Here is a 26600-nt window from a genome sequence, read left to right on the forward strand (position 1 = left end):
GGGGCGGCAGATCGTGCCCGCTCGCCTGCTCCCGGGCCGTCACGCATCGGCCCGGGACGGGCGGCGCGGGGTCAGCTCCCCTCGCCCGCCAGCGCGAACAAACCGTCGGGGGTCTGCTCGATGAGACCGTCGACCAGCAGCGAATCCAGGGCCCGGTCCCGCTGGCCCGGATCGCGAGTCCAGGCCAGGTCCAGGCGAACCCGCTCCACCGGCCCCGACGAATCCCGCAGCACATCGAGCAGCCGTCCGCGCGCCTGCCGATCGGTGCCCTCGTACTTCTGCACCTTGCGCACCACCTCCGAGGCCGGACGGCCCGCCGACACCCACGCGCACGCGGGCAGCGGGCAGCGCTCGCAGTCGGGGGTGCGGGCGGTGCAGACCAGCGCGCCCAGCTCCATCAGCGCCGCCGACATGACCGCGGCCCGATCGACCCGCGCGGGCAACAGCTCCTCGGTCTCGGCCAGATCGCGGGCCGCGGGATTGCCGGCCTCGGCACGCCCGTGCACAGCCCGCGCCACCACCCGGCGAACATTGGTGTCCACCACCGGAACTCGCTGCCCGTACGCGAAACACGCGACCGCGCGGGCGGTGTACGCCCCGATGCCCGGCAGGCCCAGCAGCACATCCACATCGGCGGGCACCTCGTCGCCGTGCTCGGCGGCCAGCACCTGCGCGCACTCGTGCAGTCGCAGCGCCCGCCGCGGATACCCGAGCTTGCCCCAGGCGCGCAGCACCTCACCTTGCGGCGCGGCCGCCATCGCCGACGGCACCGGCCAGCGCGCCACCCACTCCCGCCAGATCGGCTCCACCCGAACCACTGGCGTCTGCTGCAGCATGATCTCGCTCATCAGAATCTGCCACGCGGTAACCCCCGGCCGCCGCCACGGCAGGTCCCGAGCAGTCTCCTGGTACCAGTCGATCAGCACGTCGCTGTCCATGCCCATTGGCCCTCCGTTGCGCTCCGGGCGGGTTCGCGGCCCCGAGGTCTCGATTCTTCCCTCCTCCGCTCCTCCGCTTCGCTCCCCCGCTCCGTCAGTCCAGAATCGAGACGGCCGCGAACCTGTGGGAACGCCTGCGAGGAGGTTGGGGCACAGGAAATCCTGCAGACCGCCGTTGGCGATGGTATCCATATCCGGGAGGCTGGTTTTCCCGACCCAGCGTGCCGCACACGAGCAGTCTCCCGGCGTGTCTGGCAGCTCACCGTGCGCACGCCAACATGGTCGGCCCGTCTTTGCCGGACCGTAACGCCATGGACTCGCCGGTAACCGAGGGGCTATGGAAAATAGGTCACATGCCGCATAACAACCCGATCAGTGCGTGGAAAGCCCTGCGCGAAGGCAATGAACGCTTCGTCAACGGCCAGTTGCGGCACCCTAGCCAAGGCGCGATCGACCGGGCCAAGCTCGTCGACGGACAGCAGCCCGGCGCGGTGTTGTTCGGCTGCGGCGACTCTCGCGTGGCCGCCGAGATCATCTTCGATCAGGGCCTCGGCGACATGTTCGTGGTGCGCACCGCCGGACACGTCATCGACGCCTCCGTGCTGGGCTCCATCGAATACGGCGTGCAGGTCCTGAACGTGCCGCTCATCGTGGTCCTCGGCCACGACAGCTGCGGCGCGGTCCGGGCCACCATCGACGCCCTCGACCACGGCAATGTGCCCGGCGGCTTCATCCGCTCGGTCGTCGAACGCGTCACCCCGTCCATCCTGATCGGCCGCCGCGAGGGCCTGGAGGGCGTCGACGAACTCGAGGCCCGCCACGTCGAGGAGACCGCCCGCCTGCTCATGCAGCGGTCGATGATCATCTCCCAGCGGGTCGCCACCGGCGAGTGCGCCATCGCCTGCGTCACCTACAACCTCGGCGAAGGCCAGATCAAGCTGCACCGCGTCATCGGCAATATCGGCGAAGTGGTCTGACCCGGCGCGGGGGCCGGAATTTACCGGCCCCGTAGCCGCTTTCGCGACCGACACGCCGAGACCCTGCTCGGGATGACCGGGACGGTGCGCTTACCGTTGTCACCGTGCTGGAACCGAACGGACCACTCCCACCGGAAATCTACTGGCGTCGACGCGCGGTCGCGATCGGCGCGATGGTGATCGGGCTCGCCCTGGTGCTCTGGGTGGGCTTCGCGCTGCTGAAGGGCGGCGGCGACCACAAGTCCGACACCAAGGCCGCCGCGAGCTCCAGTGCGGCGGCCAGCGGTAAGCCCTCGGGCAGCGCCACGGGCACTCCGGACCCGAGCTCGGCCAAGCCGTCCGCCGCGTCGTCGAGCGGCGCGGCCCCGGCGGCGCAGGCCCAGTGCACCGATCAGTCACTGGCCGTGAAGGTCACCGTCGGGCAGGCCAGCTACAAGGTCGGTGAGCAGCCGCAGTTCGGCATCGTCATCACCAATATCTCCAGCGGCGTCTGCGAACGCGATATGGGTTCCGGACTCCAGCTGGTCCAGGTGCAGTCCCTCGACGGCCAGCGCAAGCTGTGGTCCAGCACCGACTGCTACCCGGACGGCACCCCCGACATGCGCACCCTGGCCCCCGGCCAGCAGGCCGCCTTCACCGTGACCTGGTCGGGCGCCAGCTCGCAGCCGGGCTGCGCGGGCGAGCGCCTGCAGGTTCCGTCCGGGCCGTACACCGTTGTGGCCCAGCTCGGTTCGGTCCGCAGCCAGCCGGAACCCTTCAATATCGCCTGACGCCTCCAGCACACCGAAGGCCGGGATCCGATCACACGGATCCCGGCCTTCGTCGTTTCCGGGGAATTCCGGTATTCACGAAGCGAATTCCGCCCCCCATTTCGAATTCGCGCTCCCGCTATTCGATTCCGGCGTTCACTCCGCCATTTCCATGGGCTCCTCCTGATCGCGCCGCCGGCGGCGCAGACCGGTAACCGACAGTGCCGCACGGATATCGGCCACCTCGCGCAAGGTCATGGTGCGGCCGGTGCGGTCCACGCCCGGCGGGACCAGGGCCTCGGTGAAGCCCAGCCGCTCCGCCTCCGCCAGCCGGCGGGTCAGCCCGGTCACCTGGCGCACCTCGCCCGCCAGCCCGACCTCGCCCAGCACCACCATGCCGGTCGGCAGCGCCAGGTCCTGGCTGGCGCTCGCGATGGCAAGCGCGACAGCCAGATCCGCCGCGGGCTCGGTGAGCCGCATACCGCCCACGGTGGCCGCGTAGACGTCCTGCTTGCCCACGTACACGCCCCCACGGCTCTGCAGGACCGCCAGGACCATGGAAACGCGGTTGTAGTCCAGCCCGCTGACCGCGCGCCGCGGAGCGGGCGCCTGGGTGTCCACGGTGAGGCCCTGCACCTCACCCAGCATGGGGCGCTTGCCGTCCATGGCGACCGTGACCGCGGTCCCGGGCACCGCATCGGTGCGGTGGTGCAGGAACAGCCCGGAAGGGTCGTCCACGCAACGGATTCCCGCCTCCACCATCTCGAAGCAGCCCACCTCGTCGGTGCTGCCGAAACGGTTCTTGATGCCGCGCACCATGCGCAGCGACGAATGCTTGTCCCCCTCGAACTGCAGCACCACGTCCACCAGGTGCTCCAGGGTGCGCGGACCGGCCACCGCGCCGTCCTTGGTGACGTGCCCGACCAGCAGCACCGCGATCCCGGTCGCCTTAGCCAGCGAGGTTAGCGCCGCCGTCACCGACCGCACCTGGGTGACACCGCCGATCACGCCGTCCGCGTCGGCGGCCAGCATGGTCTGCACCGAGTCCACCACCAGCAGACTGGGTTTCACCTGCTCCACATGGCCCAGGATGGTCGCCAGATCGGATTCCGCGGCCAGGTACACCTTTTCGTGCACCGCGTCGGTCCGGTCCGCCCGCAGCCGCACCTGACCCGCCGACTCCTCGGCGGTCACGTACAGCGCGATCTCGTCACGCGCCCGCGCCCACCGGTGCGCCACCTCGAGCAGCAGCGTCGACTTGCCGACGCCCGGCTCCCCCGACAGCAGCACCACCGAACCGGGGATGATCCCGCCGCCCAGCACCCGGTCCAGCTCGGACACGCCCGTCGACCGCGACTGCGTCTTCTTGGAGTCGATGCTCGAGATCGGCGTGGCCGCCGTGCTCGGCAGCATGGCGCGGCGCCCCACCGCCATCGCGCCCGAGGACGCGGCCACCTCCTCGATGCTCCCCCACGCCCCGCAATCCGGGCAGCGCCCAACCCATTTGGCGACCTCGCACGTGCACTCCGCACACCGGTACACCGATTTCACCTTGGCCACGCGGGCAGCCTAGCCAGGGCCCCCGACACACTCCGGCAACCACGCGCGCCGAAGTCTCCCCGCCGGGCCCGGATACGACGGTGCCCGCCCCGGAATCCGGGACGGGCACCGTCGGAGGTTCAGCGCGAGCTCAGTGCTCGCCGCCCTTCTTCTCCGCCTTGGCTGGCTCGGGGCGCGGGTTGTTCGGACCGGCGTCGACCGGGGTGTTGACGACGACGGTGCCACCCTCCTTGAAGTTGAAGGTGAGCGGGTAGGTCAGGCCCGGGTTGACGTCCTTGGCGAGACCGGTGACCTCGATCAGGATCGGCTTGGCGTTGGGGTCCGCGACCTTGTCGGAGGCGGGCTGGCCGGCGTTCTGCTCGTGCACGGCGGAGGCCTGGGCGGCGTCCTTGGCGGTCGGCTTGTCGGCGACGACGGCGCTGGACGGCTTGATCTCGATCTTGCTGTCCAGCTTGACCGTGCCCAGGCCCTCGGCGGTGATGCTGACCAGCTCGTCGGTCTTGCTGTCGCTCATGTTCACGGCGGTGAAGGCCAGCACGGCCTTGCCACCCTTGGTGTTGCCGGATTCCTCGCCCTGCGGCAGCAGGAAGCGCACGTCGCGCAACGCGATGGACCCGACATTGGCGGTGCTGCCGTTGACGGCGGCGACCTGGGTGGCGGTCTGCGAGATCTGACCGGCGCCGCAACCCGACAGCGCGAGCACCGCACCCGCAGCGAGTGCAGCAACTGTCACGGCACGCCGCCGCGACTTCGACGCAGTGGTGGCTTTCAGGGCAGTCACGGTGTCCTCCATGTCGACCGGGCTCACTCCACTATGGAGAGTAGTAGTCAATGAGAGTAGTGCGTCGCTTCCCCCGTGCTACACGCGGGCGGTGTCGTGCGCGCGTCACGCGGTAGCCGGTTGCGAGCGCCGTGCGATATCGGATCGAACGTCGGTCGGTATCGGGCGAGCGCGTCACAGATCACACGGAGCGACCGGGTGGGATGTGTCAGGGGGCATGACAGAGATTCCGAGACGAGTTCTCGTGAGCGGCATTGCCGTTTATGCGAGGGTGCCCGGTCGCGTATGCGAACTACGCACTCGCATATGCGCGCGAACAGCGCGATGCGCTATCCCCTTATGCCACAACGGGATGCACACGATTCGTCATCTGTCAACCCCCGCCGCCGCTCCGTTGTGGCCCTGACCTGCGCCGTTGATCGCGCCGTTACCGAGTCGCATGTTAAACTGTGAACATCGAAAGGGGCACGGGACACATGATTTTTAAGGTCGGAGACACCGTCGTTTACCCCCACCACGGAGCGGCGCTGATCGAAGCTATCGAAACCCGCACCATCAAGGGTGTACAAAAGGAGTATCTGGTCCTGAAGGTCGCACAGGGCGACCTGACCGTTCGGGTTCCCGCAGAGAATGCGGAGTATGTCGGCGTCCGCGACGTCGTCGGCCAGGAGGGCTTGGACAAGGTCTTCCAGGTCCTGCGGGCTCCGCACACCGAAGAGCCGACCAACTGGTCCCGCCGCTACAAGGCCAACCTCGAGAAGCTCGCCTCCGGCGATGTGAACAAGGTGGCCGAGGTCGTTCGCGACCTGTGGCGTCGTGAGCAGGACCGCGGCCTGTCCGCCGGCGAGAAGCGGATGCTGGCCAAGGCCCGTCAGATCCTCGTCGGCGAGCTCGCGCTCGCGGAAGGCACCGACGACGTCAAGGCGGAGACCCTGCTCGACGAGGTTCTCGCAGCGGCCTCCTGACCGTGAAAACAACACCCGGCGACGGCGTTCGCGTCGTCGCCTTGGTTCCTGCCGCCGGCATGGGCGTGCGTCTCGGTGAGAACAAGCCGAAGGCCTTCGTCCACGTCGGCGGCAGTCCCATGCTCACTCTCGCGGTCCAGGGGCTGATCGATTCCGGGTCGGTCGACGACGTTGTGGTTATGGTGCCCGCCGAACTCGTCGCACAGACCCGTGCCCTGCTGCCCGACTCCGACGTCCCCGTGCACGTGGTCGCCGGTGGTGCCGAGCGGACCGATTCGGTGCGGGCCGGCCTCGCGGCCGCCCCCGACGCCACCCTGGTGCTGGTGCACGACGCCGCCCGGGCCCTGACTCCCCCGGCCCTGATCACCCGGGTCGTGGACGCGCTGCGCGCGGGTGCGCGGGCCGTGGTGCCCGCCCTGCCGGTGGCCGACACCATCAAATCCGTGGACGCCTCGGGCGCGGTGACCGGCACGCCGGACCGCTCTGAGCTGCGCGCCATCCAGACTCCGCAGGGCTTCGACGCCGAGCTGCTGCGCTCCGCCTACGCTGTGGGTACACAGGCGACCGATGACGCGGGGTTGGTGGAGATGCTGGGTGCGACCGTCGAGACGGTGCTCGGTGACGCCCTGGCTTTCAAGATCACTTCGCCCTTGGACCTGGTCCTGGCCAATACCCTGGCCGCCCGCCGTGATTCGCCCGACACCGCAGGTGGGCTGGACACGACACGCGCGGCGGTGATCGCGCCGTGACGGATCCGATGAGCCTGCGCACCGGCATCGGCAGCGATGTCCACCCCATCGAACCCGGCCGCCCCTGCTGGATGGCGGGCCTGCTGTTCGAGGGTGACAGCGGCTGCGAGGGCCATTCCGACGGCGATGTCGCCGCCCACGCGCTCTGCGACGCCCTGCTCTCGGCCGCCGGACTCGGCGATGTCGGCGCGGTCTTCGGCACCGGCCGTCCCGAATGGGAGGGCGTGTCCGGCGCGGCCATGCTGAAAGAAGTCCGGCGACTGCTCGACGAGGCCGGATTCTCGATTGTCAATGCGGCTGTACAGGTCATCGGAAATCGGCCCAAAATCGGTCCCCGGCGGGCCGAGGCGCAACAGGTGCTGGGTGAGATCCTGGGTGCGCCGATCTCGGTGTCGGGCACCACGACCGACGGTCTGGGCCTCACCGGCCGCGGCGAGGGCGTGGCCGCGGTGGCCACCGCCCTGCTGTGTTGCCGCGCCTGACGCACCCGTAATCCGCCCATTTCCCAACAGCTAGGATGCTCTGTCGTGACTCTGCGCCTTTTCGACACCGAGACGCGGACCCTGCGTGATTTCACGCCGCTGGTCCCCGGCAAAGCCTCGGTGTACCTGTGCGGCGCGACCGTTCAGGGGGAACCCCACATCGGGCACGTGCGCAGCGGCGTCGCCTTCGACGTGCTGCGACGGTGGCTGGCCGCCAACGGTTTCGACGTGGCCTTCATCCGCAATGTCACCGATATCGACGACAAGATCCTGACCAAGGCCGCCGAGCACGGCCGCCCCTGGTGGGAGTGGGCGGCCACGCACGAGCGCGCCTTCGACCGCGCCTACGAGACGCTCGGCGTGCTGCCGCCGTCCGCGGAGCCGCGCGCGACCGGGCACATCACCCAGATGGTCGGGATGATGGAACGGCTCATCGAGCGCGGCCACGCTTATGCCTCCGACGGCAATGTCTATTTCGATGTGCTGAGCTTCCCGGATTACGGAAAGTTGTCCGGGCACAAGCTCGATGACGTGCATCAGGGTGAGAGCGCGGGCACCGGTAAGAAGGATCCGCGCGATTTCACGCTGTGGAAGGCCGCGAAACCCGGTGAGCCGAATTGGCCGTCGCCGTGGGGTCCCGGCCGGCCGGGCTGGCATTTGGAATGCTCCGCGATGGCCGAGTTCTATCTCGGTCCGGAATTCGATATTCATTGCGGTGGAATGGATCTGGTTTTCCCGCACCACGAGAACGAGATCGCGCAGTCGCGCGCGGCGGGGGACGGATTCGCGCGCTACTGGCTGCACAACGGCTGGGTGACCATGGGCGGCGAGAAGATGTCCAAGTCGCTGGGCAATGTGCTGTCCATTCCGAATGTGCTGGAACGGGTCGGGGTGCGCGCGGTCGAATTGCGCTACTACCTCGGCAGCGTGGGCTACCGGTCGATGGTCGAATATTCCGATCAGGCGCTGACCGAAGCCGCCGCCGGATACCAGCGCCTGGAGGCCTTCGTGCTGCGGGTCGCCGAGCGCACCGGTGACGTGCCGGTCGGCACCTGGACCCCGGCCTTCGCCGAGGCGCTCGACGACGATCTCGGTGTTCCGCAGGCGCTGGCCGCGATTCACGGCGTGGTGAGCGAGGGCAACAAGGCCCTCGACGCCGGGGACCTCTCGGGCGCGCGCATGCTCGCCGGTCAGGTCCGGGCCATGCTGGGCATTCTCGGCGTGGACCCGCTGGACGCGCACTGGGCCGCGCCCGCCGACAACTCGAACGCCATCGCCGCGCTGGACGTGCTGATCGGCGCGGAACTGGGCCGGCGGCAGCAGGCGCGCGCCGACAAGGATTGGGCCACCGCCGACGCGGTCCGCGACCGGCTGCAGGCCGCAGGCGTCGAGGTCACCGACACGCCGCAGGGCGCGGAGTGGGCCTTGTCCAAGGAGAAGAAGTAGCGGTTCCGAGCAGGAGCGGCGGTTCCCGGTCGGTGTGGCGGAGCGCACCGAATTCGGGACCGCGGACCAGCGTGGGGCACAATTCTCAGTGACCCTCCGGCAATGCCAGGCCCGGAGGATGTTCGAGATGGGCGCAGCCGCACGCTGCGCCGACCGGAGGCAGGTTTCCCGCAGGATCGAGAGTGAGCGGGTTCGTCCCGCGCCCGGCTCGAGGCGGGTTTACCGCGTGCTGTGTGCATTTAACAGATTCGGAAGGCGAAGTGATGGCAGGCAACTCCCAGCGACGCGGGGCGACCCGGAAGACCGGAAGCAAGAAGGGCGCGGTCGTCGGTTCCGGCGGGCAGCGCCGGCGTGGGCTCGAGGGCAAGGGGGCGACCCCCAAGGCCGAGGACCGCGTCTATCACGTCGCCGCCAAGCGCGCGAAGGCGAAGGCCAAGGCCGAGGCGACGGCCGCCACCACCCGGTCGCGCAATGCCTCGCGGCCGATCGCGGGCCGCAAGGACAACGAGGGTCCCGAGCTGGTGCTCGGCCGGAACCCGGTCGTGGAGTGCCTGCGCGCCGGTGTGCCCGCGACCGCCCTGTACGTCGCCAACGGCACCGAGAACGACGACCGGCTCTCCGAGGCGGTGAAGACGGCCGCCGAGATCGGCATCTCGATCCTGGAGGTGCCGCGCACCGACCTGGACAAGATGAGCCACAACGGCATGCACCAGGGCATGGCGCTGCAGGTGCCGCCGTACAAGTACGCGCACCCCGACGACCTGGTGGACCGGGTGCGCAACTCGGGCGAGCCGGCGCTGATCGTGGCGCTGGACAACATCACCGACCCGCGCAACCTAGGCGCGGTCATCCGGTCCGTGGCGGCGTTCGGCGGGCACGGCGTGGTCATCCCGCAGCGGCGCAGCGCCAGCGTCACCGCGGTGGCGTGGCGCACGAGCGCCGGTGCGGCGGCGCGGCTTCCGGTCGCGCGGGCCACGAATCTGACTCGCACGCTGAAGGATTGGGCCAACAAGGGCTACCAGATCGTCGGGCTCGACGCGGGCGGGGACACCACCCTCGACGAATTCGACGGCAGCGCACCGACGGTCGTCGTGGTCGGCTCCGAGGGCAAGGGGCTCTCGCGGCTGGTGCGCGAGAACTGCGATTCGATCCTGAGCATTCCGATGGCGGGGCCGGTGGAGTCGCTGAACGCGTCGGTGGCGGCCGGTGTGGTGCTGGCCGAAGTGGCTCGTCAGCGCCGCTCCTGACCCCAAATCGGTCGCTCGACCATCACTGTGGGGCGTCCAGTTCCGCCTCGATAATCAAGTGGCCCAAGCGAACACCGCGCGTCCACCTGCCGCGCGGTGCCTTTCGCCCGTAAACTTTGGCGGTGGTCTTCGATCAGCCGCCCCTCGGGTCCCCCGTCGAGCACGAGCACGCAACCGCCGTCCTGCTACTGGGCGCGCTCAGCGTGTTCTGCTGCGGCGCGCTGGGACCGATCGCGTGGGCCCTCGGCCGACGCGCGCTCAACGACATCGAGGAGGGCGGGGGCCGCTTCGGCGGCCGGGTGCAGGTCCTGGTCGGCTATGTCCTCGGCGTCATCGGGACATTCATGATGGTCGTGTTCGGCAGCATCTTCCTGATGATGGTGATCAGCGGAAGGGCCTGATCATCAGTCCAGGCCCGGGCGCTGCTCGCCGCCGGTGATGCCGTCCCAGGCGGGCCATTCCCCCGCGACGCTGCCGGTCCACTTCGGCGGGCGGCGGTCCTTCAGGGCCGCGACACCTTCGCCGCCGTCGGTGCTCTTGGCGACGTAGTCGTTGAGCTCGGTTTCCAAGCGGCCCACGGTGTCCGGGTCCATGGTGGGGGCCTCCCAGAGCAGGCGCTTGGACAGCGCCACCGGGAGCGGGGCCGAGCCGTGGGCGATGTCGTGGGCCACCTCGAGGGCGGTGGGCAGGACCTCGGCGGCGTGCAGGCAGGAATTGGCGATGCCGAGCGAGTACGCCTCGTCACCGTCGAAGGTGCGACCGGTGAGCAGCAGGTCGGCGGCGCGGGCGCTGCCGATCAGGCGGGGCAGGGTCCAGTGTGCGAAGCCGTCGGCGAGCGCGCCGCGGCGGACCTGGTTGAGGGCGTACACGGCGTCGCGGGCCACGTAGCGCAGGTCGCACTGCAGCGCGATCTCCAGGCCGATGCCGACGGCGTGCCCGTTGACGGCGGCGATGACCGGTTTTCGGATCCGGAACGGCGCCGGGTCGATGAGGCCGTTGACCTCGCCGACCTTGAGCGACAGGTCCGCGCCCGCGCAGAACGCGGGCGCGGTGCCGGTGATGACGACCGCGCCGATGGCGTCGTCGTTGTCGCAGCGGCGCAGGGACGCACCGAGTTCCGACGCCATGGCCGGAGTCAGCGCGTTCTGCTGGGCGGGCCGGTTGAGCGTCAGGACCGCGACGCCCCCGGAGACGTCCACAAGCAATTCCGAACTCATGCGGTGCATATTAGGCCCTGTGCCCGACTCCGGGCGGGTTCCCACAGTTCAGGCGCGGAGGATCTGCCGGCCGATGGCGTACTTGTGCACCTCGGTGGGGCCGTCGTAGAGGCGGAAGGCGCGCATGTCGCGGAAGATCATCTCGACCACGGTCTCGTCGGAGATGCCGATGCCGCCGAGCACCTGGACACAGCGGTCGGTGACCTTGAACAGTTCCTCGGAGACATAGGACTTGGCGATCGAGGACTCGTGGCGGGCCTTGTGGCCCTGATCCATCAGCCAGCAGGCGTGCCAGATGGTGAGGCGGCACTGGTGCAGCGCGATCTCATTGTCCGCCAGCATGAACGACACGCCCTGGTGCTCGCCGATCGGCTTGCCGAAGGCGGTGCGGGTCTTGGCGTAGTCGACCGCGATGGCCTGGGCGCGTTCGGCCGCGCCGAGCCAGCGCATGCAGTGGGTGAGGCGGGCCGGGGCCAGCCGCAGCTGGGCGTAGCGCAGCGCCTGGCCGGTCTCGCCGAGCACGGATTCCTTGGGCAGGACCAGGTTTTCGAAGTTCACCACCGCGTGGCCGCCGACGTAGTTGCGGTCCATGGTGTTCATGATCCGCTCGATGACGATGCCCTCGGTGTCGCCGTCGCAGAGGAACAGGGTGGGGCCCTCGGGCAGGTGCGGGTTGGCGGCCAGGCGCGCCATGATGATCCAGGTCTTGGCGCCGTCGGCGCCGGTGATCAGCCATTTGCGGCCGTTGATGGTGAAGTTCTCACCGTCGAAGACGGCCTCGGTGGCGAGCTGGTTGGGGTCGGAGCCCGCGCCGCCCGGCTCGGTCATGGCGAAGACGGAGCGCTGGTGGCCGTCGATGACCGGCTGCAGGAAGCGTTGCGTCTGTTCCGGATTCGCGATCTTGGACAGCATGAACATATTGCCCTCGTCGGGGGCGGCGCAGTTCATGGCGACCGGGCCGAGGGTGGACCAGCCGGCGGCCTCGTACAGCACGGCCTGTTCGACGTGGGTCAGGCCGCGCCCGCCCAGCTCGACGGGGGCCTGGATGGTGAGCAGCTTCTCGGCGCGGGCCAGCTCCACCATTTCCTGGCGCAGTTCGTCGTTGGGGCCGTGCGCGGTCAGGCGCGGGTCGCGTTCGAAGGGCACGATCTTGTCGATGACGAACTGGCGAACGCGGTCGCGTTCGGCAGCGAGGTCGGCGGGAATCGAGAAGTCGATCATCGTGGTCACCATCCGTCAGGAGTCGCGGTCGAGCCGAGCATACGACGACCACCCCACCCGACTGAAGGCACCCGCCCTCAAACGAGGACGCGACGCAGGAAATCCTCGACTTCGGCCCGGTAGGCGGCCGGTTGATCGTCGTGCACCAGGTGCCCGGCGTCCGCGATCACCACGTGCCGGGCGTCCGGATGCAGCGCTGCCATCTCCCGCATCTGCCCCGGCGGCGTGATGGTGTGCTCGCCCTCGATCAGCAGCGCGGGCACGGTCACCGACTTCCACTGCGCCCAGAAGTCGCGGGTGCCCCACTCCTCGGAGATGTCCCGGAAGGTCGGCACCTCGCCGTGCAGGTGGTAGCCGTCGGGCTCGAGGCGGAACGAGTCCAGGAAGTAGCGTCCGGCCACCGGCCCGAAGAACTCCAGCACCGCTGCCTCGGTGGCGAACGGGACCGGCCAGGCCTCGACCATGGCCGCCCAGTCCGCCGCGGTGCGGCCCTGGAAGTCGGGGGCCATGTCCTCGACCACCAGCGCCCGGACCCGGTCCGGGTGGGCGGCGGTGAACATCCAGCCGTGCAGGCCGCCCATGGAGTGCCCGATCACGACCATCGGCTCGTCGATGTGCGCGGTCGCTTCCGCGAGATCGGCCACGAAGGCCTCGGTGGTGAGCCGCGGCGGTGCGGGCCGCCCGTGCCCGGCCGCGTCGAACGTGTACACGTGCCCGAATTCCCGCACCCAGGGCAGCTGCGCCCGCCAGGTCCGGGCACTGCCCATCAGCCCATGCAGCAGCAGGATCGGAGTCCCGGTGCCGCCTTCGTCATACAACATCGCCCCGAACGATACGTCCGGAGTGCCGGAGTACATTCGCAGGCATGGCAGTCGTCAAGATCAACGCAATCGAGGTCCCCGAGGGCGCCGGCCCCGAACTGGAGAAGCGTTTCGCGCACCGCGCGCACGCGGTCGAGAACTCGCCCGGGTTCCTGGGCTTCCAGCTGCTCCGCCCGGTCGCCGGCGACAACCGCTACTTCGTTGTCACGCAGTGGGATTCGGAGGAGTCCTTCGCGGCGTGGCGGGACGGCCCGGCGCGCGAGGCGCACGCGGGCGAGGCGCGCAAGCCCGTCTCGACCGGCGCGTCGCTGCTGGAGTTCGAGGTCGTCCTGGATGTGGCGGGCAAGAACGCCTGATCAGGCCCGATAGGTGACCTTGTGGAGCAGCCATTCCGCCGGACCGCGGCGGAAGCGGTAGCGCCACAGGGTCGCCGCCAGCAGCGAGCCGAGCGCCAGCAGGGCCAGTAGTTCCCAGCCCGGTCCGTGGATACCGCCGGGCAGCGACGTCGCTTCCGGATCCGGGACCGGCACCAGCACGCTGACCGCGACCACCTGCAGGATGTAGAGGCTCAGGGCGCAGGAGCCCGCGGCGATCAAGGGCCGCACCGCGATTCCGGTGCGCGGCACCACCGCCATCAGGACGCCGATCACGAGGAAGGCGACGCCGGTCGCGCCGAACACCTCGAACGGGGTGCCGCTGTGCGGGGTCGCGACGGTCAGCCACCACGGGCTGGTCGTGGACACCACGCCGAATCCGGCCGCGTCGATGACCCGGCCCGGATCGAAGTCGGTGATGCCCGCCGCCGCCATGTTCCGGGTGAGCAGCTCCGCGAGCTGCGCACGGCCACCGAACGGATGCTGCGCCAGCCAGGAACCGCCGTAGCCGAGCAGCGTGAGCGCCGCGCCGACACCGATCACCGGTAGCGGACGCAGCGCGCGAATCCCCCAGCGGCCCAGGGCCATTCCGGCGAAGAGGAACGGCATCCAGGTCAGGGCCGGGTAGGTGCCGGTGAGCGTCAGCATCTGGAACACCTCCCGCACGCCGGACCAGGAGGTCAGCATGCCGAAGTCGGGATCGCCGCCGAAAGCACTCTGCTCCATCTGATTTCGGATCGCGTACGACTCGAGCGGTCCCGCGATCGCCCAGATCGCTGCCAGCAGGGCCAGTCCCCGCGCGCTCAGCCACAGCGCGGGCAGCGCCAGCAGGAAGAACAGGCCGTAATAGACCAAGATGAGCGCGATTCCGATACCGGAATGCAGTTGCGCCAGTGCCAGACCCAGCAGCGCCACCAGGATCGCCCGGGCGGCGATGCGGACCACCGCGCGGCGACCGGCCGGACCGGTGGCGGGTTGCGCCCCACCGGACATGAGGGCCAGGGACACGCCCGCGAGCACTGCGAACAGGGCCGCCGAACGGCCCTCGAAGACCGTCAGCCAGCCCGCGCCGGGACTCTCCCGCGGTGGTCCGACGTGGACCGCGAACATGCCGAGCACCGCGATTCCGCGGGCGGCGTCCAGCGCGAGCACCCGCGGCAGCGGATCGACCGCATTCGATTCCCGCGCCGCCTCGACCGCGACCGGTGACTCCATCACCACTGCTCACCTCCACATTTCGACCGGCAGTGAGGGCGAGGCTAATGGTGGGGCAGCGTGAATTTCGAGCCCATTGCCCGATTCCGGGCGAACTCTGACCGAAAGAACTAGTCCCGGCAGACAAGAGTGTCAGCCGGGACCGCGCGCACTGCGCCTCGAGGACTACGCCTCGAAGGTGGCGGCCAGTTCGATGGTGTCGACGCCGGTCAGCGCCTTGGACACCGGGCAGCCCGCCTTGGCGGCCTCGGCGGCGGCCAGGAACCCGGCCTCGTCGATGCCGGAGGCCTTGCCGACCACGGTCAGCTTGATCTTGGTGATGCGGAAGCCGCCGGCCGGGTCCGGGCCCAGGGTGACGTCGGCGGTGATGTCGAGGCTCTGCACGGTGCCGCCCGCATTGCCGATCTGGCCGGACAGGGCCATGGCGTAGCAGGAGGAGTGCGCGGCCGCGATGAGCTCTTCGGGGCTGGTGGTGCCGTCGGCCGCGTCGGCGGCGCGCTTGGGGAACGAGACGTCGTACTTGCCGACGCCCGAGCTGACCAGCTCGACCTGACCGGAACCGTCCTGCAGACCACCGGACCAGCTGGTATGCGCGGAACGTGTAGGCATCGTTACGTCCTTTCGTGTGGGGGAACTCGACTTCGGATCGAACCTACCCGGTGGCGGCGGCGCTGTGGTCCCAGTGTTCGAGGATGCGCGGCCAGGACTGCCGATGCCGGTCCCGGGCGGGCTCGTCGGGGAATCCGGCGTGGGTGAGCACCAGGGCGGTGCCCGCGCCGTGCGCCGAGAGTTCCACCGTGAGTACGGTTTCCGCGCCCGCCGTGCCATCGGTGATCCAGGTGAGTTCCACCAGATTGTCCGGGACCAGGCGCAGGAAGCGCCCGTAGTGCGGGTGGCCGCCGCCCGCGGTGAAGTAGAACGGCTCGTTCACCTCGGGCCGCATCCGCACCGAACCCGGGTCCGCGAACCAGGTTCCGAACTGTCTGGTGGCCATGCGGTACAGCTCGGCCGGGGAGGCGGCCATGATGCGTTCGGCGACCAGCGAGAACGGTCGCGCGGCGAGGTCGGGTGGCCGCGGGGGCGCAGCGTTCATGGGCGGCGACGATACCGCCCCGAACCGCGCTCACCCGGGATTGGTGACCCGGGCGAGGACGATGCCGCCGATGATCATGGACAGCGCCAGCATCCGGCCCACACTGAGCGGGTCCTTCTGCACCAGCACGCCCAGCGCGATCGCGCCGACCGCCCCGATGCCGGTGAAGATCGCGTACGCGGTGCCCACCGGCAGCGACTGCATGGCGTAGGACAGCAGGTACACCGCGACCGCCGCGAGCAGGAAGCACACCAGGGTCGGGAGCGGCTTGGTGAAATTCTGGGTCGGTTTGATGGACTGCGACCAGGCGATCTCCACCAGGCCGGCCAAACCCAGGACGAGCCAGTTCATGTCAGTACTCCTTACCGAGCGCGCGGACCGCGTCGAGGGCGGCCGCGTAGGAGGCGTCGTGCTTGTCGCGCAGATGGGCCAGCGCCGGATCGTGGCGGGCGTTCACCAGTTCGGCATTGACGAAAACCGTGTCCTCGACGGCGAAGTGGCCGGCGAAGAAGTCGCGCAGGTAGCGCTCCTGGTAGTCGTAGATCGCCTTCGGCGCGCCCGGGGAGTACGCGCCGCCGCGGGCGGTCACCACCACGAATCGGGTGGGGGCCAGCGACATTCGCGGGAAGGTGATCTGGTCCAGCCAGGCCTTGAGGCTCGCCGGGATCGAGTAGTTGTACATCGGCGTGCCGATCAGCACGACATCGGCGGCGCGGACCTCGGCGAGCAGGGGTTCGACGATCTTCCAGGCCCGCTGCTGCTCGGGTGAGTCCACCAGGTCGGCCAGGCGGTCCAGGTCGGTGCTGCCGTGCGCGAGGACGCGGTCGCACAGTTCGGTCCAGCCCTCGCCGATGAACGGGATGGGGTCGGCGGCCAGGTCGCGGTGGACGTAGGCGCCGTCGGGGTGTTCGGCCCGCCAGGCGTCGGCGAAGGTCGCGCCGAGCAGACGGCTGACGGAGTTGCGGCGGGCGCTGGCGTCGAGGTGCAGCAGGGCGGTCATGAGCGGGTCTCCCATCAAGTGGACATATTGTCCGGTTACTTCTCCGACGGTAGACCTTAACCGGACATATTGTCCACTTATTCCTCGAAGGCTACAGTGAGCTGCATGAACACCCCCGGCCTACCGCTCATCGACGACCAGGCCGCGCCCGTCGAGCGCGCTGACGCGGCCCGCAACCGGGCCAAGGTGCTGGCCGCCGCCGCGCGACTGTTCGCCGACCGCGACCCGCGCACGGTCACCATGGACGACATCGCCAAGGCCGCCGGAGTCGGCCGCGGGACGCTGTACCGGCGCTATCCGGATGTGGGCTCGATCGCGGTGGCCCTGCTCGACGACCACGAGAAGGCGCTCCAGGAACAGCTCCTGCGCGGGGAACCGCCGCTCGGGCCGGGCGCGCCGCCCGCCGAACGGCTCGCCGCGTTCTACGCCGCGATGCTCGAATTGCTCGACACCCACGCCAATTTGGTGCTCGGCGCGGAGACCGGGGGCGCGCGCTTCCGCACCGGGGCCTACCAGTTCTGGGCGGTGCACGTCCGGACGCTGCTCGTCGAAGCCGGTGTGGCCGAACCGGATGCGCTGGTGGACGCACTCCTCGCGCCGCTCGCCGCCGAGGTGTACCGGCAGCAGCGCGACCGCGGGCTCAGCACCGATCGGATCGCCGCCGGACTCGTGCGGATCGCGCACGGCGTACTGGACTCGCCCCGGCCGTGACACGGCGCCGCGACCGCCCACCGGTGGGATGGACGGTCGCGGAACACGGTATCCGCCTGCGCCTCAAGCCATGTCGCGACGACGGACCAGCCAGATCGTGCCGCCCGCGAACAGCATGACGTAGACGGCCAGGACGATCAGGGACTCACCGCGCGAGAGCACACTCAGTACGCCCGGCGTCGCCGGGCCGCTCACCGTGCGCACCGAGCCCGCGAGCGAACCGGCCGCCGTACCGGGCAGGTGATCGGTCACCGCCTGGATCGGCGAGAAGATCGCGCCCACGCCGCGGAGCAGATTCTCCACCACCAGCACCCACACCAGGCCCAGGCCGACCGCCAGTGCGGGCCCCCGGGCCGCGGTCCCGACCAAGGCGCCCGCCAGCGTCCACATGCTCAGAATCGCCGCGCCCGAACCGATTCCGAGCAGTATCCGGCCCATGGACGGCAGCGCCAGAGACTGCCCCTGGCTGCCCGCGATGAGCATCGCCACCCCGGTGTCCACCGCGAAGGCGACCAGCACCAGCGCGACCACCGTCAGCGCCAGGCTCAGCACCACCGCGCCGATCACGTTCGCCCGCGAAGGGCCTTGGGTGAGCGCGGTTTTCCAGCTGCCCCAGCCGTACCCGCTGCCCGTCGCCAGCGCGCCCAGCACCAGCAGCAGCGCGCCCCCGAACAGCGCCATGCCCTGCGTGAACACCTCCGGTACCGCGGCGGGCAGCATCTGCTGCAGGAGCGCATCTCGGGGCAGCCCATTGGACATGCGCGTACTGCTGCCGGTCGTGTAGGCGAGGTAGTTGAACAGGTAGGCGAAGGTGAGGTTCAGCAGGATCCAGGTGCCGAGCACGATCCAGAACGCGGGCCACTTGCGCAGCCGTAGCAGTTCGGCCCGGACACTGGCCACCAGAGCCGGGAACGCGCCGTGGTTGTCGAGGGTGCCGCGGTCTGTCATTTCGCTGTCTCCGTCATCTCGAAAAACACTTCCTCCAGGGACTTTTCGTCGCTGCGCAGTTCGAGCAGGTCCGCGCCGGCCTCGACGACAGCGCGCGCCACCGCCGGTGCCTCGGCGGCTCCGGCGTCCACCCGGATCCCGGCGGCGGTGAGCAGCGCGGACCGCTCCCCCGCCACCGCGCGCACCGCCGGGAACGCCAGGGCCAGGGGTTCGGCCCGGACCAGCAGCGAGGCGGTGCCGCGCAGGTCCCGCACCGTCGATTCGGTGAGCAGGCGGCCGTCGGAGATGACGCCGACGCGATCGCAGATCTCCTGCACTTCACTGAGCAGGTGACTGGACAGCACGACGGTGTGCCCGTCGGCGGCGAGTCCGGTGATGAGTTCCCGCATGTCGGCCATGCCCGCGGGATCCAGGCCATTGGTGGGTTCGTCGAGGATCAGCAGGTCGGGGTGGCCGAGCAGGGCGGCCGCGACGCCGAGACGCTGCTTCATGCCGAGCGAGTAGGTGCGGAACCTGTCCTTACCGCGGGCGGACAGGTCCACCCGGGCCAGAGCGTCGGCGACCGCGTCGTCGCCGACACCCCGATAGCGGGCCAGGACGCGCAGGTTGTCACGGCCCGAGAGGTAGGGGTAGAAGCCGGGGCCCTCGATGAGAACGCCCATGCGGCGCAAGGCATCCGGGTCGCCGGGCGCGCGGCCGAGCACGGTCGCGGCGCCAGAGTCCGGGCGGATGAGACCGGCCAGCATGCGCAGCGTAGTGGTCTTGCCCGCGCCGTTGGGGCCCAGGAAGCCGTAGATCTCGCCGCGGCGCACGCTCATGCTGACCGCGTCCACGGCGGTGTGGGGGCCGTAGCGCTTGGTCAGCCGGTCGGTGACGGCGATCGCTTCGTTCATGGCTTCCACGATCCGATTCCGGGGACGGAAAGTAATCCGTCCCGGCGCGTGATCGGGTGTACGTATCGAGACGTATTCGGGGGCCGTATCCGGACGTATTTCGGTGCGACACGGTGCCGCTGCCCGACGACGGCGCTACGGTGCTGCTATGGACACACGCGGGGGAAGGCTGGGTCGGCGCGACGTGCTCCCGGCTCTGGCGGTGGGGGCGATACAACTCGGCGCGGGCACGCTGGCCAATCACCATCAGAACGTGCCGCGCGCCCTCGACCTGCTCGGATACGCGCTGCTCGCGGTGGGTCCGGTGCTGCTTCTGCTGCGGCGGCGGTACCCGCTGGGGGTGTTCTACGGGACGATGGCCGTCACCGTCGCATACCTACTGTTCGGTTATGGATACGGGCCGATCTTCGTCTCGCTCGTCGTCGCCTTCATGACCGCCGCCGTCCGCGGATCCCGTTGGCACACCTACCCGTTCGTCGCCGTCGGGTACCTGCTCATGGTGTGGCCGGTCCCCGGGTGGTGCGGGTACCGGACCAGCGTCTGGCAGGAATTCGGTTTGCTCGCTTGGCTTTTCCTGCTCGCGGCCGCCGCCGAGGGGTTTCGGCAACGCTGCGTCGCCCTCATCGCCCGGCGACAGCGCGCCGAAGCCGCCGCCCGCGAGGAAGAGGCCGAGCGCCAGCGGGCGCGCACCCAGTACGCGCTGGAATCGGCCGAACGGGAACAGCGGGTCACCGAGGAGCGCCTGGCGATCGCGCGCGAACTGCACGACGTGCTGGCGCACAGCCTGTCACTGATCAATGTGCAGTCCTCGGTCGCGCTGGAGTTGTTCGAGCGCAAGCCCGAACAGGCCGCCACCGCGCTGGCCGCCATCAAGACCGCCAGCAAGGACGCGCTCGGCGAGGTCAACGCGCTGCTGCGGTCCATACGCGGCGGCACCGCCACCGTCGCCGCCCCCACCACGCCCACCATCGGCATCACCGACCTCGACAAACTCACCGGACCGGCCCGGGCCGCCGGCCTCGAGGTGCACACCATGGTCACCGGCGGACCGCGCCGGCTGCCCGCCGTGGTCGACGTGGCCGCCGCCCGCATCGTGCAGGAGTCGCTCACCAATGTGGTGCGGCACGCGCCCGGCGCGAGCGTGCTCGTCACCGTGCACTACGCGGCCGAACGGCTGCAGCTCACCATCGACAACACCCGGCCCACCCGCCAGCCCGCACCCCAATCGCCGTCCGGCGGGCACGGCATCACCGGCATGACCGAACGCGCCCACGCGCTGGGCGGGCAGCTGTCCGCCGAACCCAAGGCCGACGGCGGCTTCCGGGTCAAGGCGCGCCTGCCCACCCACCTGGCTCACCCCGAACCGGCTGCGTAACCTGGGAATTCGAGGAGGACCGATGCCGATCCGCGTGGTGATCGCCGACGACCAGGCGCTGGTGCGCGCGGGCTTCGTCGCGCTGCTCGGCGCCCAGGACGATATCGAGGTGGTGGGCGAGGCCGACCACGGCGGCCAGGCCGTCGACCTGGCCCGGGCGCTGGTCCCCGACATCGTGCTCATGGACATCCGCATGCCGGTCCTGGACGGACTGGCCGCCACCCGCGCCATTGCCGCCGACCCGGCCCTCGCCGCGGTGAAGGTCATCGTGCTCACCACCTTCGACCTCGACGAATACGTCTTCGAGGCGATGCGCGCCGGGGCCACCGGCTTCCTGGTCAAACACACCGAACCCGCCGACCTGGTCAAGGCCGTCCGGGTGGTCGCGGGCGGCGACGCCCTGCTCTCCCCCAGCGTCACCAAACGCCTGGTCGAGGAATTCGCCACCCACGCCAAACCCGCCCCCGCCGCCGCCTTCTCCGAGCTCACCGACCGCGAACGCGAGGTCATGACGCTCGTCGCCGAGGGCCTCACCAACGCCGAGATCGCCGAACGCCTCTACCTCAGCCCCGCCACCGCCCGCACCCACGTCAGCCGCATCCTGGTCAAACTCGGCGCCCGCGACCGCACCCAACTGGTGGTGCTGGCCTACGAATCCGGCCTGGTGCGGCCCGGCTGGCAGTGATCAGAAGGTGCTCCAGTACTCCCCCACCGTGAAGCTCTGCACCACACCGCGTTTCATCTGCGGATCATCGGTGATCGTCACCATCTGACGCGACAGGTCCAGCTTCATGCCGTCCGCGGCGAGGAACTGCTGGCTGTTGGCGGTGAAGGTGAAGAACTTGGCCTCGAACGGCTGCGCCCGCAACTGCGGGACATCGGCCCGCAGCACCCGCGGACCGCCGGGCTCCTCGCACACCGCCAAGCGCTGCGTGGTGCCGAGCAGAGCGCCGATCAGCAGGACCGGGCGTTCACCATCTCCGCAGCGCGCGAAGGAATCCCGCCAGCCCTGCGCGTCCGCGGCGGGCGGCAGGGCGCCGGAGGTGGCGGGGATCGACGGCGTCGCCGCGGCGGTCGTCGTTCCCGCCGGCGGCGTGGCGGTCGCGGGTGACGCGGTATTGCTCCCCGAGCAGGCCGCCGTGGACGCCAGGACCGCGAGCCCGGTCAACACTGGAAAACAGGAACGAACCGCGAACATCGGGGCAGGGTAGCAAGCACGCGAACCTCCCCGAATCGGTCGCCGATTAGGTCGCCGCCGGGTACGCACCCGGACGTAGTCGAGAAGCCGACGCGAAGCGGATTCCCCGCCAATCGAATCCGCGCATGCTCGAAGACATGAGCATGAACTTCGGCATTGTCATCGCGCCCCGGTCGGGGGCCACATGGATCGAGGCGGTTCGGACCGCCGAGCGGCAGGGTTACGGCACCGTGCTGCTGCCCGACACGCTCTATACCCCCTCACCGTTCCCGGCGCTGGCCGCCGCGGCCGCCGTCACCACCACCCTGCGGCTGCGGCCCAATGTGCTGGCCGCGCCGATGCGGTCGGCGGCCGTCACCGTGCGCGAAACGGCTGCGCTGCAATTGCTTTCCGACGGACGGTTCGAGCTCGGACTCGGGACCGGACGGCCCGATGCGGCGGCCGAGGCCGAAAAGCTCGGTGTCGCTTTCGGTTCCGCGGCACAGCGGAGGGCGCAGCTGGTGGAGGTCGCGCGGGCGGTACGGTCGGAGGTGACGCCCGCACCGCCCATCGTCATCGCGGCCGCCGGGGCGCGGATGCTCGCCGCCTGCGCGGAGATCGCGGACCGGGTTCATCTGGCCGTCGCGCCGACCGCCGGTGAACAGGACCTGGCCGACATCGTGGCCCGGGTCCGGGATCTCACCGACCGGCCGATCGCGTTCAGCCTGCAACTGGTGGCGATCGGGGACGCGCTGCCGCCGTTCATGAGCAAGTTCATGGGCGTCACCCTCGAGCAGCTGCGCGAGGCGAACGCGGCCGCCCTGCTGCCGGCCGACCCGGCCGCGGCGGCCGAACTGCTCGAGCACCGCCGCGAGAAGCTCGGCATCGACGAAACCCTGGTCCCCGGCGACCTTTCCGAGGCGTTCGCGCCGGTGCTGAACCGCTTCCGCTGACCCGTCAGCGCACCGGCTCGCCCAGCCCCTGCCGAATGGCCTGTTCCACAGGGGAATACGCGCCGTCCGGCCGATCCAGGTCGCACGGCTCCCGCAGCAGCAGCGGCGGCTGGGCCATGAACTTCGGGCGGCCGGTGCGATTGGGCTGGGCGGCGTGGATGAGGAAGGGGTGACACAGAAACACGTCACCCGCCTTGCCGGTGGCCGCGGCCTCGGGCAGATCGGCGCAGTCGGTGTAGAACTCGTGCAGATCGAACATCGTGGTGCCCGCCTCGCCGAACGGACGCAGGACCGGGGCGAGGCGCCGATGCGAGCCGACCCGAATCCGGGTGGGGGCGTCGTCGGGGCCGACATCGGAGAAGAGGAACAGCATGAGCAGGGCACGGCCCGTGGAGTAGACGTTCACCCGCCAGCTCAGGTAGTCGTCGCGGTCGGCGTCGCCCGGGAAACTGACATCGACATGCCAGCCGGCATCGCCGGGCGATTCCGGACTCGGGAAGCGAATCGGCCAGCTGCCCAGGCTCTTCCGCGGCAGCCAGCGGCCCGGGCCCACCAGCTGGTCGAAGGCCTCCAGCAGAGCGGGAGCGGTGACCGCGCGCTGGAAGGGCTCCTCGGCGTGATCCCAGAGCCGGATGACCGGCTCGGTCCAGGTGGCGGGATCGTCCGGATCGCATCCGGTCTCGCGCCAGAGGATTTCGCGGCCCGCCGCGGCGGTCGCCGCGGAGAAGACCCCGTCGACCTTCACGAAGCCATCGGTGACAAAGGCGGCGATCTGAGCGTCGGTGAGCATTGCTCGAGCATCCGCGACACCCGGGTCGTTCCGCCACCGAATTTCGTTCCCGGACACAGCAGCAGCCCCGCCCTCCCGGAGGAGAACGGGGCTGCTGTCGTCTTGCTGAGAACTACTCGCCGGAGGCGGCGGCCGGAGCCTCACCCGCGAGGGCGGCGACCGGCTTGTCCTCGGCGGCCGAGTCGGCCTTCTTGGTCAGCTTGGCCTTGGCCGCGAAGGTGAACTTCGCGTTCTCGCCCTGGCCTTCGCCGTCCCAGCCCTCGACGTCGACCACCACGATCTGACCGGCGCCCAGCTCGCCGAAGAGGATCTTCTCCGACAGCTGGTCCTCGATCTCGCGCTGAATGGTGCGACGCAGCGGGCGGGCGCCCAGGACCGGGTCGAAACCGCGCTTGGCGAGCAGGCTCTTGGCCTTCTCGGACAGCTCGATCTCCATGTCCTTGTTCCGCAGCTGGTTCGCGACGCGTCCGATCATCAGGTCGACCATCTGGATGATCTGGTCCTGGGTCAGCTGGTGGAACACGATCACGTCGTCGATGCGGTTCAGGAACTCCGGGCGGAAGTGCTTCTTCAGCTCGTCGTTGACCTTCAGCTTCATCCGCTCGTAGTTCGAGCCCTCCGCGTTGGACTGGGCGAAGCCCAGGCCCACGGCCTTGGAGATGTCCGAGGTACCGAGGTTCGAGGTGAAGATCAGCACGGTGTTCTTGAAGTCGACCGTACGACCCTGACCGTCGGTCAGGCGACCGTCCTCCAGGACCTGCAACAGGGTGTTGTAGATCTCCTGGTGCGCCTTCTCGATCTCGTCGAACAGCACCACCGAGAACGGCTTGCGGCGCACCTTCTCGGTGAGCTGGCCGCCCTCCTCGTAACCGACGTAGCCCGGAGGGGCACCGAACAGACGCGAGGCGGTGAAGCGGTCGTGGAACTCGCCCATGTCGATCTGGATGAGCGCGTCGTCGTCGCCGAACAGGAAGTTCGCCAGCGCCTTCGACAGCTCGGTCTTACCGACACCGGACGGACCGGCGAAGATGAACGAGCCCGACGGACGCTTCGGGTCCTTCAGACCGGCGCGGGTGCGGCGGATGGCCTTGGACACGGCCTTGACCGCGTCCTCCTGGCCGATGATCCGCTTGTGCAGCTCGTCCTCCATGCGGAGCAGACGGGTGGTCTCCTCCTCGGTGAGCTTGAACACCGGGATACCGGTCCAGTTGGCCAGCACTTCTGCGATCTGCTCGTCGTCGACCTCGGCCACGACGTCCAGATCACCGGAGCGCCACTGCTTTTCGCGCTCGGCCCGCTTGGCGACGAGCTGCTTCTCCTTGTCGCGCAGACGCGCGGCCTTCTCGAAGTCCTGCGCGTCGATCGCGGACTCCTTCTCCCGGCGCGCCTCGGCGATCTTGTCGTCGAATTCGCGCAGGTCCGGCGGCGCGGTCATCCGGCGGATGCGCATGCGCGCGCCCGCCTCGTCGATGAGGTCGATCGCCTTGTCCGGCAGGAAGCGGTCGTTGATGTAGCGGTCGGCCAGCGTGGCCGCGGCGACGAGAGCGCCATCGGTGATGGAGACCCGGTGGTGCGCCTCGTAGCGGTCGCGCAGACCCTTGAGGATGTTGATGGTGTGCTCGACCGTCGGCTCGCCCACCTGGACCGGCTGGAACCGGCGCTCCAGGGCGGCGTCCTTCTCGATGTACTTGCGGTACTCGTCGAGGGTGGTGGCGCCGATGGTCTGCAGCTCACCGCGAGCCAGCTTGGGCTTCAGGATCGAGGCCGCGTCGATGGCGCCCTCGGCCGCGCCCGCACCCACCAGGGTGTGCAGCTCGTCGATGAACAGGATGATGTCGCCGCGGGTGTTGATCTCCTTGAGCACCTTCTTCAGGCGCTCCTCGAAATCACCGCGGTAGCGGCTGCCCGCGACCAGGGAACCCAGGTCGAGGGTGTACAGCTGCTTGTCCTTCAGCGTCTCCGGCACCTCGCCGTTGACGATGGCCTGGGCGAGACCCTCCACGACGGCGGTCTTACCGACGCCGGGCTCACCGATCAGGACCGGGTTGTTCTTGGTACGGCGGCTCAGCACCTGCATGACGCGCTCGATTTCCTTCGAGCGGCCGATGACCGGGTCGAGCTTGCCCTCGAGGGCGGCCTGGGTCAGGTTGCGGCCAAACTGGTCCAGCACCAGCGAGGTGGACGGGGTGCCCTGCTCGCCACGCGAACCGGAACCCTCGACCGGCTCCTTGCCCTGGTACCCGGACAGCAGCTGGATGACCTGCTGACGGACGCGGTTGAGATCCGCGCCCAGCTTCACCAGCACCTGCGCCGCGACGCCCTCACCCTCGCGGATCAGGCCGAGCAGGATGTGCTCGGTGCCGATGTAGTTGTGGCCGAGCTGCAGCGCCTCACGCAACGACAGCTCGAGCACCTTCTTGGCACGCGGGGTGAAGGGAATGTGACCGGACGGCGCCTGCTGGCCCTGCCCGATGATCTCCTCGACCTGCGAACGCACACCCTCCAGCGAGATACCAAGGGACTCCAGCGACTTCGCCGCGACGCCCTCGCCCTCGTGGATCAGGCCCAGCAGGATGTGCTCGGTGCCGATGTAGTTGTGGTTGAGCATCCGGGCCTCTTCTTGGGCCAGGACAACGACCCGCCGCGCGCGGTCGGTGAACCTCTCGAACATCGCTCCCTCACTCTCCTGCTCCGCCATCACTGGCATCCGGCGCTTCAGACCCTGTGCTGCCCTTCTGGTCGCCAGCCTGCCATGAAGCCCTGGGGTTGCATCCCCCGACTCCACTCTAGTTGCCGGGGGTCACGCACGTCGTCCGTCCACCCTATTGCGAACCGGCGACAGTACGACTCATTCAGTCATAACGGGGCAGTTGCGCGGCTCGTTTCCGAACTCGCTACGCCCACAGCGAACAAGCCGG

General features: G+C 69.6%; 29 protein-coding genes. 13 read left to right on the forward strand and 16 right to left on the reverse strand.

The genetic code is table 11. The features are described from left to right. Window positions 1-71 precede the first annotated feature (71 nt). Window positions 72-944 (reverse strand): A/G-specific adenine glycosylase, encoded by an 873-nt coding sequence (locus ACWEOI_RS03130; RefSeq protein WP_433670161.1) that lies wholly within the window; start codon window positions 942-944, stop codon window positions 72-74. Window positions 945-1291: 347 nt separating this feature from the next. Here ACWEOI_RS03130 and ACWEOI_RS03135 point away from each other — a divergent pair, with 347 nt between their 5' ends. Beyond that, on the forward strand, window positions 1292-1915 hold the full coding sequence (locus tag ACWEOI_RS03135; RefSeq protein WP_357087408.1) for a carbonic anhydrase: 624 nt from the start codon (window positions 1292-1294) through the stop codon (window positions 1913-1915). A gap of 104 nt (window positions 1916-2019) precedes the next feature. Continuing rightward, on the forward strand, window positions 2020-2685 hold the full coding sequence (locus tag ACWEOI_RS03140) for a hypothetical protein (RefSeq protein ID WP_433670159.1): 666 nt from the start codon (window positions 2020-2022) through the stop codon (window positions 2683-2685). Window positions 2686-2820: 135 nt separating this feature from the next. Here the strand turns inward: ACWEOI_RS03140 and radA are convergent, their stop codons facing one another. Both radA and ACWEOI_RS03150 read right to left on the reverse strand, forming a co-directional pair. Beyond that, the gene (gene radA, locus ACWEOI_RS03145; RefSeq protein WP_433670157.1) at window positions 2821-4224 is read right to left on the reverse strand and encodes a DNA repair protein RadA; all 1404 of its coding nucleotides are present in this window, start codon (window positions 4222-4224) and stop codon (window positions 2821-2823) included. Window positions 4225-4354: 130 nt separating this feature from the next. After that, window positions 4355-5005 carry a hypothetical protein gene (locus ACWEOI_RS03150; protein ID WP_452358812.1) on the reverse strand — a complete coding sequence of 217 codons (651 nt, stop codon included), beginning with the start codon at window positions 5003-5005 and terminating at the stop codon, window positions 4355-4357. A 476-nt stretch (window positions 5006-5481) separates the two neighbouring features. Between ACWEOI_RS03150 and carD the strand changes: the two genes are divergently transcribed. The 6 genes from carD to ACWEOI_RS03180 all read left to right on the forward strand — a co-directional run bounded on the left by carD (window position 5482) and on the right by ACWEOI_RS03180 (window position 10295). After that, window positions 5482-5970, forward strand: a complete 489-nt coding sequence (gene carD / locus ACWEOI_RS03155) for an RNA polymerase-binding transcription factor CarD (protein WP_025346809.1) — start codon at window positions 5482-5484, stop codon at window positions 5968-5970. Between the two features lie 2 nt (window positions 5971-5972). Further along, on the forward strand, window positions 5973-6719 hold the full coding sequence (gene ispD / locus ACWEOI_RS03160) for a 2-C-methyl-D-erythritol 4-phosphate cytidylyltransferase (protein ID WP_452358813.1): 747 nt from the start codon (window positions 5973-5975) through the stop codon (window positions 6717-6719). A gap of 14 nt (window positions 6720-6733) precedes the next feature. Further along, window positions 6734-7201 (forward strand): 2-C-methyl-D-erythritol 2,4-cyclodiphosphate synthase, encoded by a 468-nt coding sequence (gene ispF / locus ACWEOI_RS03165; RefSeq protein ID WP_379106264.1) that lies wholly within the window; start codon window positions 6734-6736, stop codon window positions 7199-7201. 45 nt (window positions 7202-7246) lie between these two features. Then, window positions 7247-8647: a cysteine--tRNA ligase gene (gene cysS, locus ACWEOI_RS03170; RefSeq protein WP_433670152.1), complete on the forward strand. Its 1401-nt coding sequence runs from the start codon at window positions 7247-7249 to the stop codon at window positions 8645-8647. Between the two features lie 263 nt (window positions 8648-8910). Then, window positions 8911-9894, forward strand: a complete 984-nt coding sequence (gene rlmB / locus ACWEOI_RS03175; protein WP_433670150.1) for a 23S rRNA (guanosine(2251)-2'-O)-methyltransferase RlmB — start codon at window positions 8911-8913, stop codon at window positions 9892-9894. A 122-nt stretch (window positions 9895-10016) separates the two neighbouring features. Further along, window positions 10017-10295: a DUF4190 domain-containing protein gene (locus ACWEOI_RS03180; protein WP_357087423.1), complete on the forward strand. Its 279-nt coding sequence runs from the start codon at window positions 10017-10019 to the stop codon at window positions 10293-10295. A gap of 3 nt (window positions 10296-10298) precedes the next feature. On the opposite strand, the gene ACWEOI_RS03185 is transcribed toward ACWEOI_RS03180, so the two are convergent. The 3 genes from ACWEOI_RS03185 to ACWEOI_RS03195 all read right to left on the reverse strand — a co-directional run bounded on the left by ACWEOI_RS03185 (window position 10299) and on the right by ACWEOI_RS03195 (window position 13153). After that, window positions 10299-11111: an enoyl-CoA hydratase/isomerase family protein gene (locus ACWEOI_RS03185; protein WP_452358814.1), complete on the reverse strand. Its 813-nt coding sequence runs from the start codon at window positions 11109-11111 to the stop codon at window positions 10299-10301. Between the two features lie 48 nt (window positions 11112-11159). Continuing rightward, the gene (locus ACWEOI_RS03190) at window positions 11160-12332 is read right to left on the reverse strand and encodes an acyl-CoA dehydrogenase family protein (protein WP_433670146.1); all 1173 of its coding nucleotides are present in this window, start codon (window positions 12330-12332) and stop codon (window positions 11160-11162) included. A 77-nt stretch (window positions 12333-12409) separates the two neighbouring features. Further along, a complete protein-coding gene (locus ACWEOI_RS03195) occupies window positions 12410-13153 on the reverse strand; it encodes an alpha/beta fold hydrolase (RefSeq protein WP_452358815.1) in 744 nt (247 codons plus the stop codon). A 44-nt stretch (window positions 13154-13197) separates the two neighbouring features. Between ACWEOI_RS03195 and mhuD the strand changes: the two genes are divergently transcribed. Then, window positions 13198-13509 carry a mycobilin-forming heme oxygenase MhuD gene (gene mhuD, locus ACWEOI_RS03200; RefSeq protein ID WP_357087432.1) on the forward strand — a complete coding sequence of 104 codons (312 nt, stop codon included), beginning with the start codon at window positions 13198-13200 and terminating at the stop codon, window positions 13507-13509. On the opposite strand, the gene ACWEOI_RS03205 is transcribed toward mhuD, so the two are convergent. From ACWEOI_RS03205 to ACWEOI_RS03225, 5 genes are all read right to left on the reverse strand, one after another. Continuing rightward, window positions 13510-14742 carry a DUF418 domain-containing protein gene (locus tag ACWEOI_RS03205; protein WP_452358816.1) on the reverse strand — a complete coding sequence of 411 codons (1233 nt, stop codon included), beginning with the start codon at window positions 14740-14742 and terminating at the stop codon, window positions 13510-13512. 165 nt (window positions 14743-14907) lie between these two features. Then, on the reverse strand, window positions 14908-15351 hold the full coding sequence (locus ACWEOI_RS03210; RefSeq protein ID WP_433670140.1) for an OsmC family peroxiredoxin: 444 nt from the start codon (window positions 15349-15351) through the stop codon (window positions 14908-14910). A 43-nt stretch (window positions 15352-15394) separates the two neighbouring features. Beyond that, window positions 15395-15835 (reverse strand): SRPBCC domain-containing protein, encoded by a 441-nt coding sequence (locus ACWEOI_RS03215; RefSeq protein ID WP_433670139.1) that lies wholly within the window; start codon window positions 15833-15835, stop codon window positions 15395-15397. A gap of 30 nt (window positions 15836-15865) precedes the next feature. Continuing rightward, entirely contained in the window at window positions 15866-16186 is a 321-nt protein-coding gene (locus ACWEOI_RS03220; protein ID WP_357087443.1) for a DMT family transporter, read from the reverse strand. A gap of 1 nt (window position 16187) precedes the next feature. After that, window positions 16188-16835, reverse strand: a complete 648-nt coding sequence (locus ACWEOI_RS03225; RefSeq protein ID WP_452358817.1) for an FMN-dependent NADH-azoreductase — start codon at window positions 16833-16835, stop codon at window positions 16188-16190. Window positions 16836-16940: 105 nt separating this feature from the next. Between ACWEOI_RS03225 and ACWEOI_RS03230 the strand changes: the two genes are divergently transcribed. Beyond that, window positions 16941-17546 (forward strand): TetR/AcrR family transcriptional regulator, encoded by a 606-nt coding sequence (locus ACWEOI_RS03230; protein WP_452358818.1) that lies wholly within the window; start codon window positions 16941-16943, stop codon window positions 17544-17546. Window positions 17547-17609: 63 nt separating this feature from the next. Here ACWEOI_RS03230 and ACWEOI_RS03235 read toward each other — a convergent pair whose 3' ends face one another. Both ACWEOI_RS03235 and ACWEOI_RS03240 read right to left on the reverse strand, forming a co-directional pair. After that, on the reverse strand, window positions 17610-18494 hold the full coding sequence (locus ACWEOI_RS03235; protein WP_452358819.1) for an ABC transporter permease: 885 nt from the start codon (window positions 18492-18494) through the stop codon (window positions 17610-17612). Continuing rightward, window positions 18491-19387 carry an ABC transporter ATP-binding protein gene (locus ACWEOI_RS03240; protein ID WP_452358820.1) on the reverse strand — a complete coding sequence of 299 codons (897 nt, stop codon included), beginning with the start codon at window positions 19385-19387 and terminating at the stop codon, window positions 18491-18493. The genes ACWEOI_RS03235 and ACWEOI_RS03240 overlap by 4 nt, the downstream gene beginning before the upstream one ends. 148 nt (window positions 19388-19535) lie before the next feature. Here ACWEOI_RS03240 and ACWEOI_RS03245 point away from each other — a divergent pair, with 148 nt between their 5' ends. Then, window positions 19536-20762 (forward strand): sensor histidine kinase, encoded by a 1227-nt coding sequence (locus ACWEOI_RS03245; RefSeq protein ID WP_452358821.1) that lies wholly within the window; start codon window positions 19536-19538, stop codon window positions 20760-20762. A 22-nt stretch (window positions 20763-20784) separates the two neighbouring features. Next, window positions 20785-21447, forward strand: a complete 663-nt coding sequence (locus tag ACWEOI_RS03250; RefSeq protein WP_433670128.1) for a response regulator — start codon at window positions 20785-20787, stop codon at window positions 21445-21447. Here ACWEOI_RS03250 and ACWEOI_RS03255 read toward each other — a convergent pair whose 3' ends face one another. After that, window positions 21448-21960, reverse strand: a complete 513-nt coding sequence (locus ACWEOI_RS03255; RefSeq protein WP_452358822.1) for a hypothetical protein — start codon at window positions 21958-21960, stop codon at window positions 21448-21450. It abuts the gene before it with no gap. A 137-nt stretch (window positions 21961-22097) separates the two neighbouring features. Here ACWEOI_RS03255 and ACWEOI_RS03260 point away from each other — a divergent pair, with 137 nt between their 5' ends. Further along, a complete protein-coding gene (locus ACWEOI_RS03260; RefSeq protein ID WP_452358823.1) occupies window positions 22098-22892 on the forward strand; it encodes an LLM class flavin-dependent oxidoreductase in 795 nt (264 codons plus the stop codon). Between the two features lie 4 nt (window positions 22893-22896). On the opposite strand, the gene ACWEOI_RS03265 is transcribed toward ACWEOI_RS03260, so the two are convergent. Next, complete coding sequence (locus tag ACWEOI_RS03265) at window positions 22897-23682, reverse strand: phytanoyl-CoA dioxygenase family protein (RefSeq protein ID WP_452358824.1); 786 nt, start codon at window positions 23680-23682, stop codon at window positions 22897-22899. Window positions 23683-23794: 112 nt separating this feature from the next. After that, window positions 23795-26353, reverse strand: coding sequence for an AAA family ATPase (locus ACWEOI_RS03270; RefSeq protein ID WP_433670121.1), 2559 nt, complete (start codon window positions 26351-26353; stop codon window positions 23795-23797). Window positions 26354-26600 lie beyond the last annotated feature (247 nt).

This window comes from Nocardia sp. NPDC004340 (assembly GCF_053602575.1).

Excerpts from the sequence above, each read along its gene's own strand:
- rlmB (WP_433670150.1), top strand. The coding sequence starts at position 8,911 with ATGGCAGGCAACTCCCAGCGACGCGGGGCGACCCGGAAGACCGGAAGC.
- ACWEOI_RS03250 (WP_433670128.1), top strand. The coding sequence starts at position 20,785 with ATGCCGATCCGCGTGGTGATCGCCGACGACCAGGCGCTGGTGCGCGCG.
- ACWEOI_RS03215 (WP_433670139.1), bottom strand. The coding sequence starts at position 15,835 with ATGAACGCTGCGCCCCCGCGGCCACCCGACCTCGCCGCGCGACCGTTC.
- ACWEOI_RS03245 (WP_452358821.1), top strand. The coding sequence starts at position 19,536 with ATGGACACACGCGGGGGAAGGCTGGGTCGGCGCGACGTGCTCCCGGCT.
- ACWEOI_RS03265 (WP_452358824.1), bottom strand. The coding sequence starts at position 23,682 with ATGCTCACCGACGCTCAGATCGCCGCCTTTGTCACCGATGGCTTCGTG.
- ACWEOI_RS03185 (WP_452358814.1), bottom strand. The coding sequence starts at position 11,111 with ATGAGTTCGGAATTGCTTGTGGACGTCTCCGGGGGCGTCGCGGTCCTG.
- ACWEOI_RS03235 (WP_452358819.1), bottom strand. The coding sequence starts at position 18,494 with ATGACAGACCGCGGCACCCTCGACAACCACGGCGCGTTCCCGGCTCTG.
- ACWEOI_RS03205 (WP_452358816.1), bottom strand. The coding sequence starts at position 14,742 with ATGGAGTCACCGGTCGCGGTCGAGGCGGCGCGGGAATCGAATGCGGTC.
- mhuD (WP_357087432.1), top strand. The coding sequence starts at position 13,198 with ATGGCAGTCGTCAAGATCAACGCAATCGAGGTCCCCGAGGGCGCCGGC.
- ACWEOI_RS03130 (WP_433670161.1), bottom strand. The coding sequence starts at position 944 with ATGGGCATGGACAGCGACGTGCTGATCGACTGGTACCAGGAGACTGCT.
- ACWEOI_RS03260 (WP_452358823.1), top strand. The coding sequence starts at position 22,098 with ATGAGCATGAACTTCGGCATTGTCATCGCGCCCCGGTCGGGGGCCACA.
- ACWEOI_RS03240 (WP_452358820.1), bottom strand. The coding sequence starts at position 19,387 with ATGAACGAAGCGATCGCCGTCACCGACCGGCTGACCAAGCGCTACGGC.
- ACWEOI_RS03190 (WP_433670146.1), bottom strand. The coding sequence starts at position 12,332 with ATGATCGACTTCTCGATTCCCGCCGACCTCGCTGCCGAACGCGACCGC.
- ACWEOI_RS03195 (WP_452358815.1), bottom strand. The coding sequence starts at position 13,153 with ATGTTGTATGACGAAGGCGGCACCGGGACTCCGATCCTGCTGCTGCAT.
- ACWEOI_RS03255 (WP_452358822.1), bottom strand. The coding sequence starts at position 21,960 with ATGTTCGCGGTTCGTTCCTGTTTTCCAGTGTTGACCGGGCTCGCGGTC.
- ACWEOI_RS03210 (WP_433670140.1), bottom strand. The coding sequence starts at position 15,351 with ATGCCTACACGTTCCGCGCATACCAGCTGGTCCGGTGGTCTGCAGGAC.
- ACWEOI_RS03135 (WP_357087408.1), top strand. The coding sequence starts at position 1,292 with ATGCCGCATAACAACCCGATCAGTGCGTGGAAAGCCCTGCGCGAAGGC.
- carD (WP_025346809.1), top strand. The coding sequence starts at position 5,482 with ATGATTTTTAAGGTCGGAGACACCGTCGTTTACCCCCACCACGGAGCG.
- ACWEOI_RS03225 (WP_452358817.1), bottom strand. The coding sequence starts at position 16,835 with ATGACCGCCCTGCTGCACCTCGACGCCAGCGCCCGCCGCAACTCCGTC.
- ACWEOI_RS03270 (WP_433670121.1), bottom strand. The coding sequence starts at position 26,353 with ATGTTCGAGAGGTTCACCGACCGCGCGCGGCGGGTCGTTGTCCTGGCC.
- ACWEOI_RS03230 (WP_452358818.1), top strand. The coding sequence starts at position 16,941 with ATGAACACCCCCGGCCTACCGCTCATCGACGACCAGGCCGCGCCCGTC.
- ACWEOI_RS03220 (WP_357087443.1), bottom strand. The coding sequence starts at position 16,186 with ATGAACTGGCTCGTCCTGGGTTTGGCCGGCCTGGTGGAGATCGCCTGG.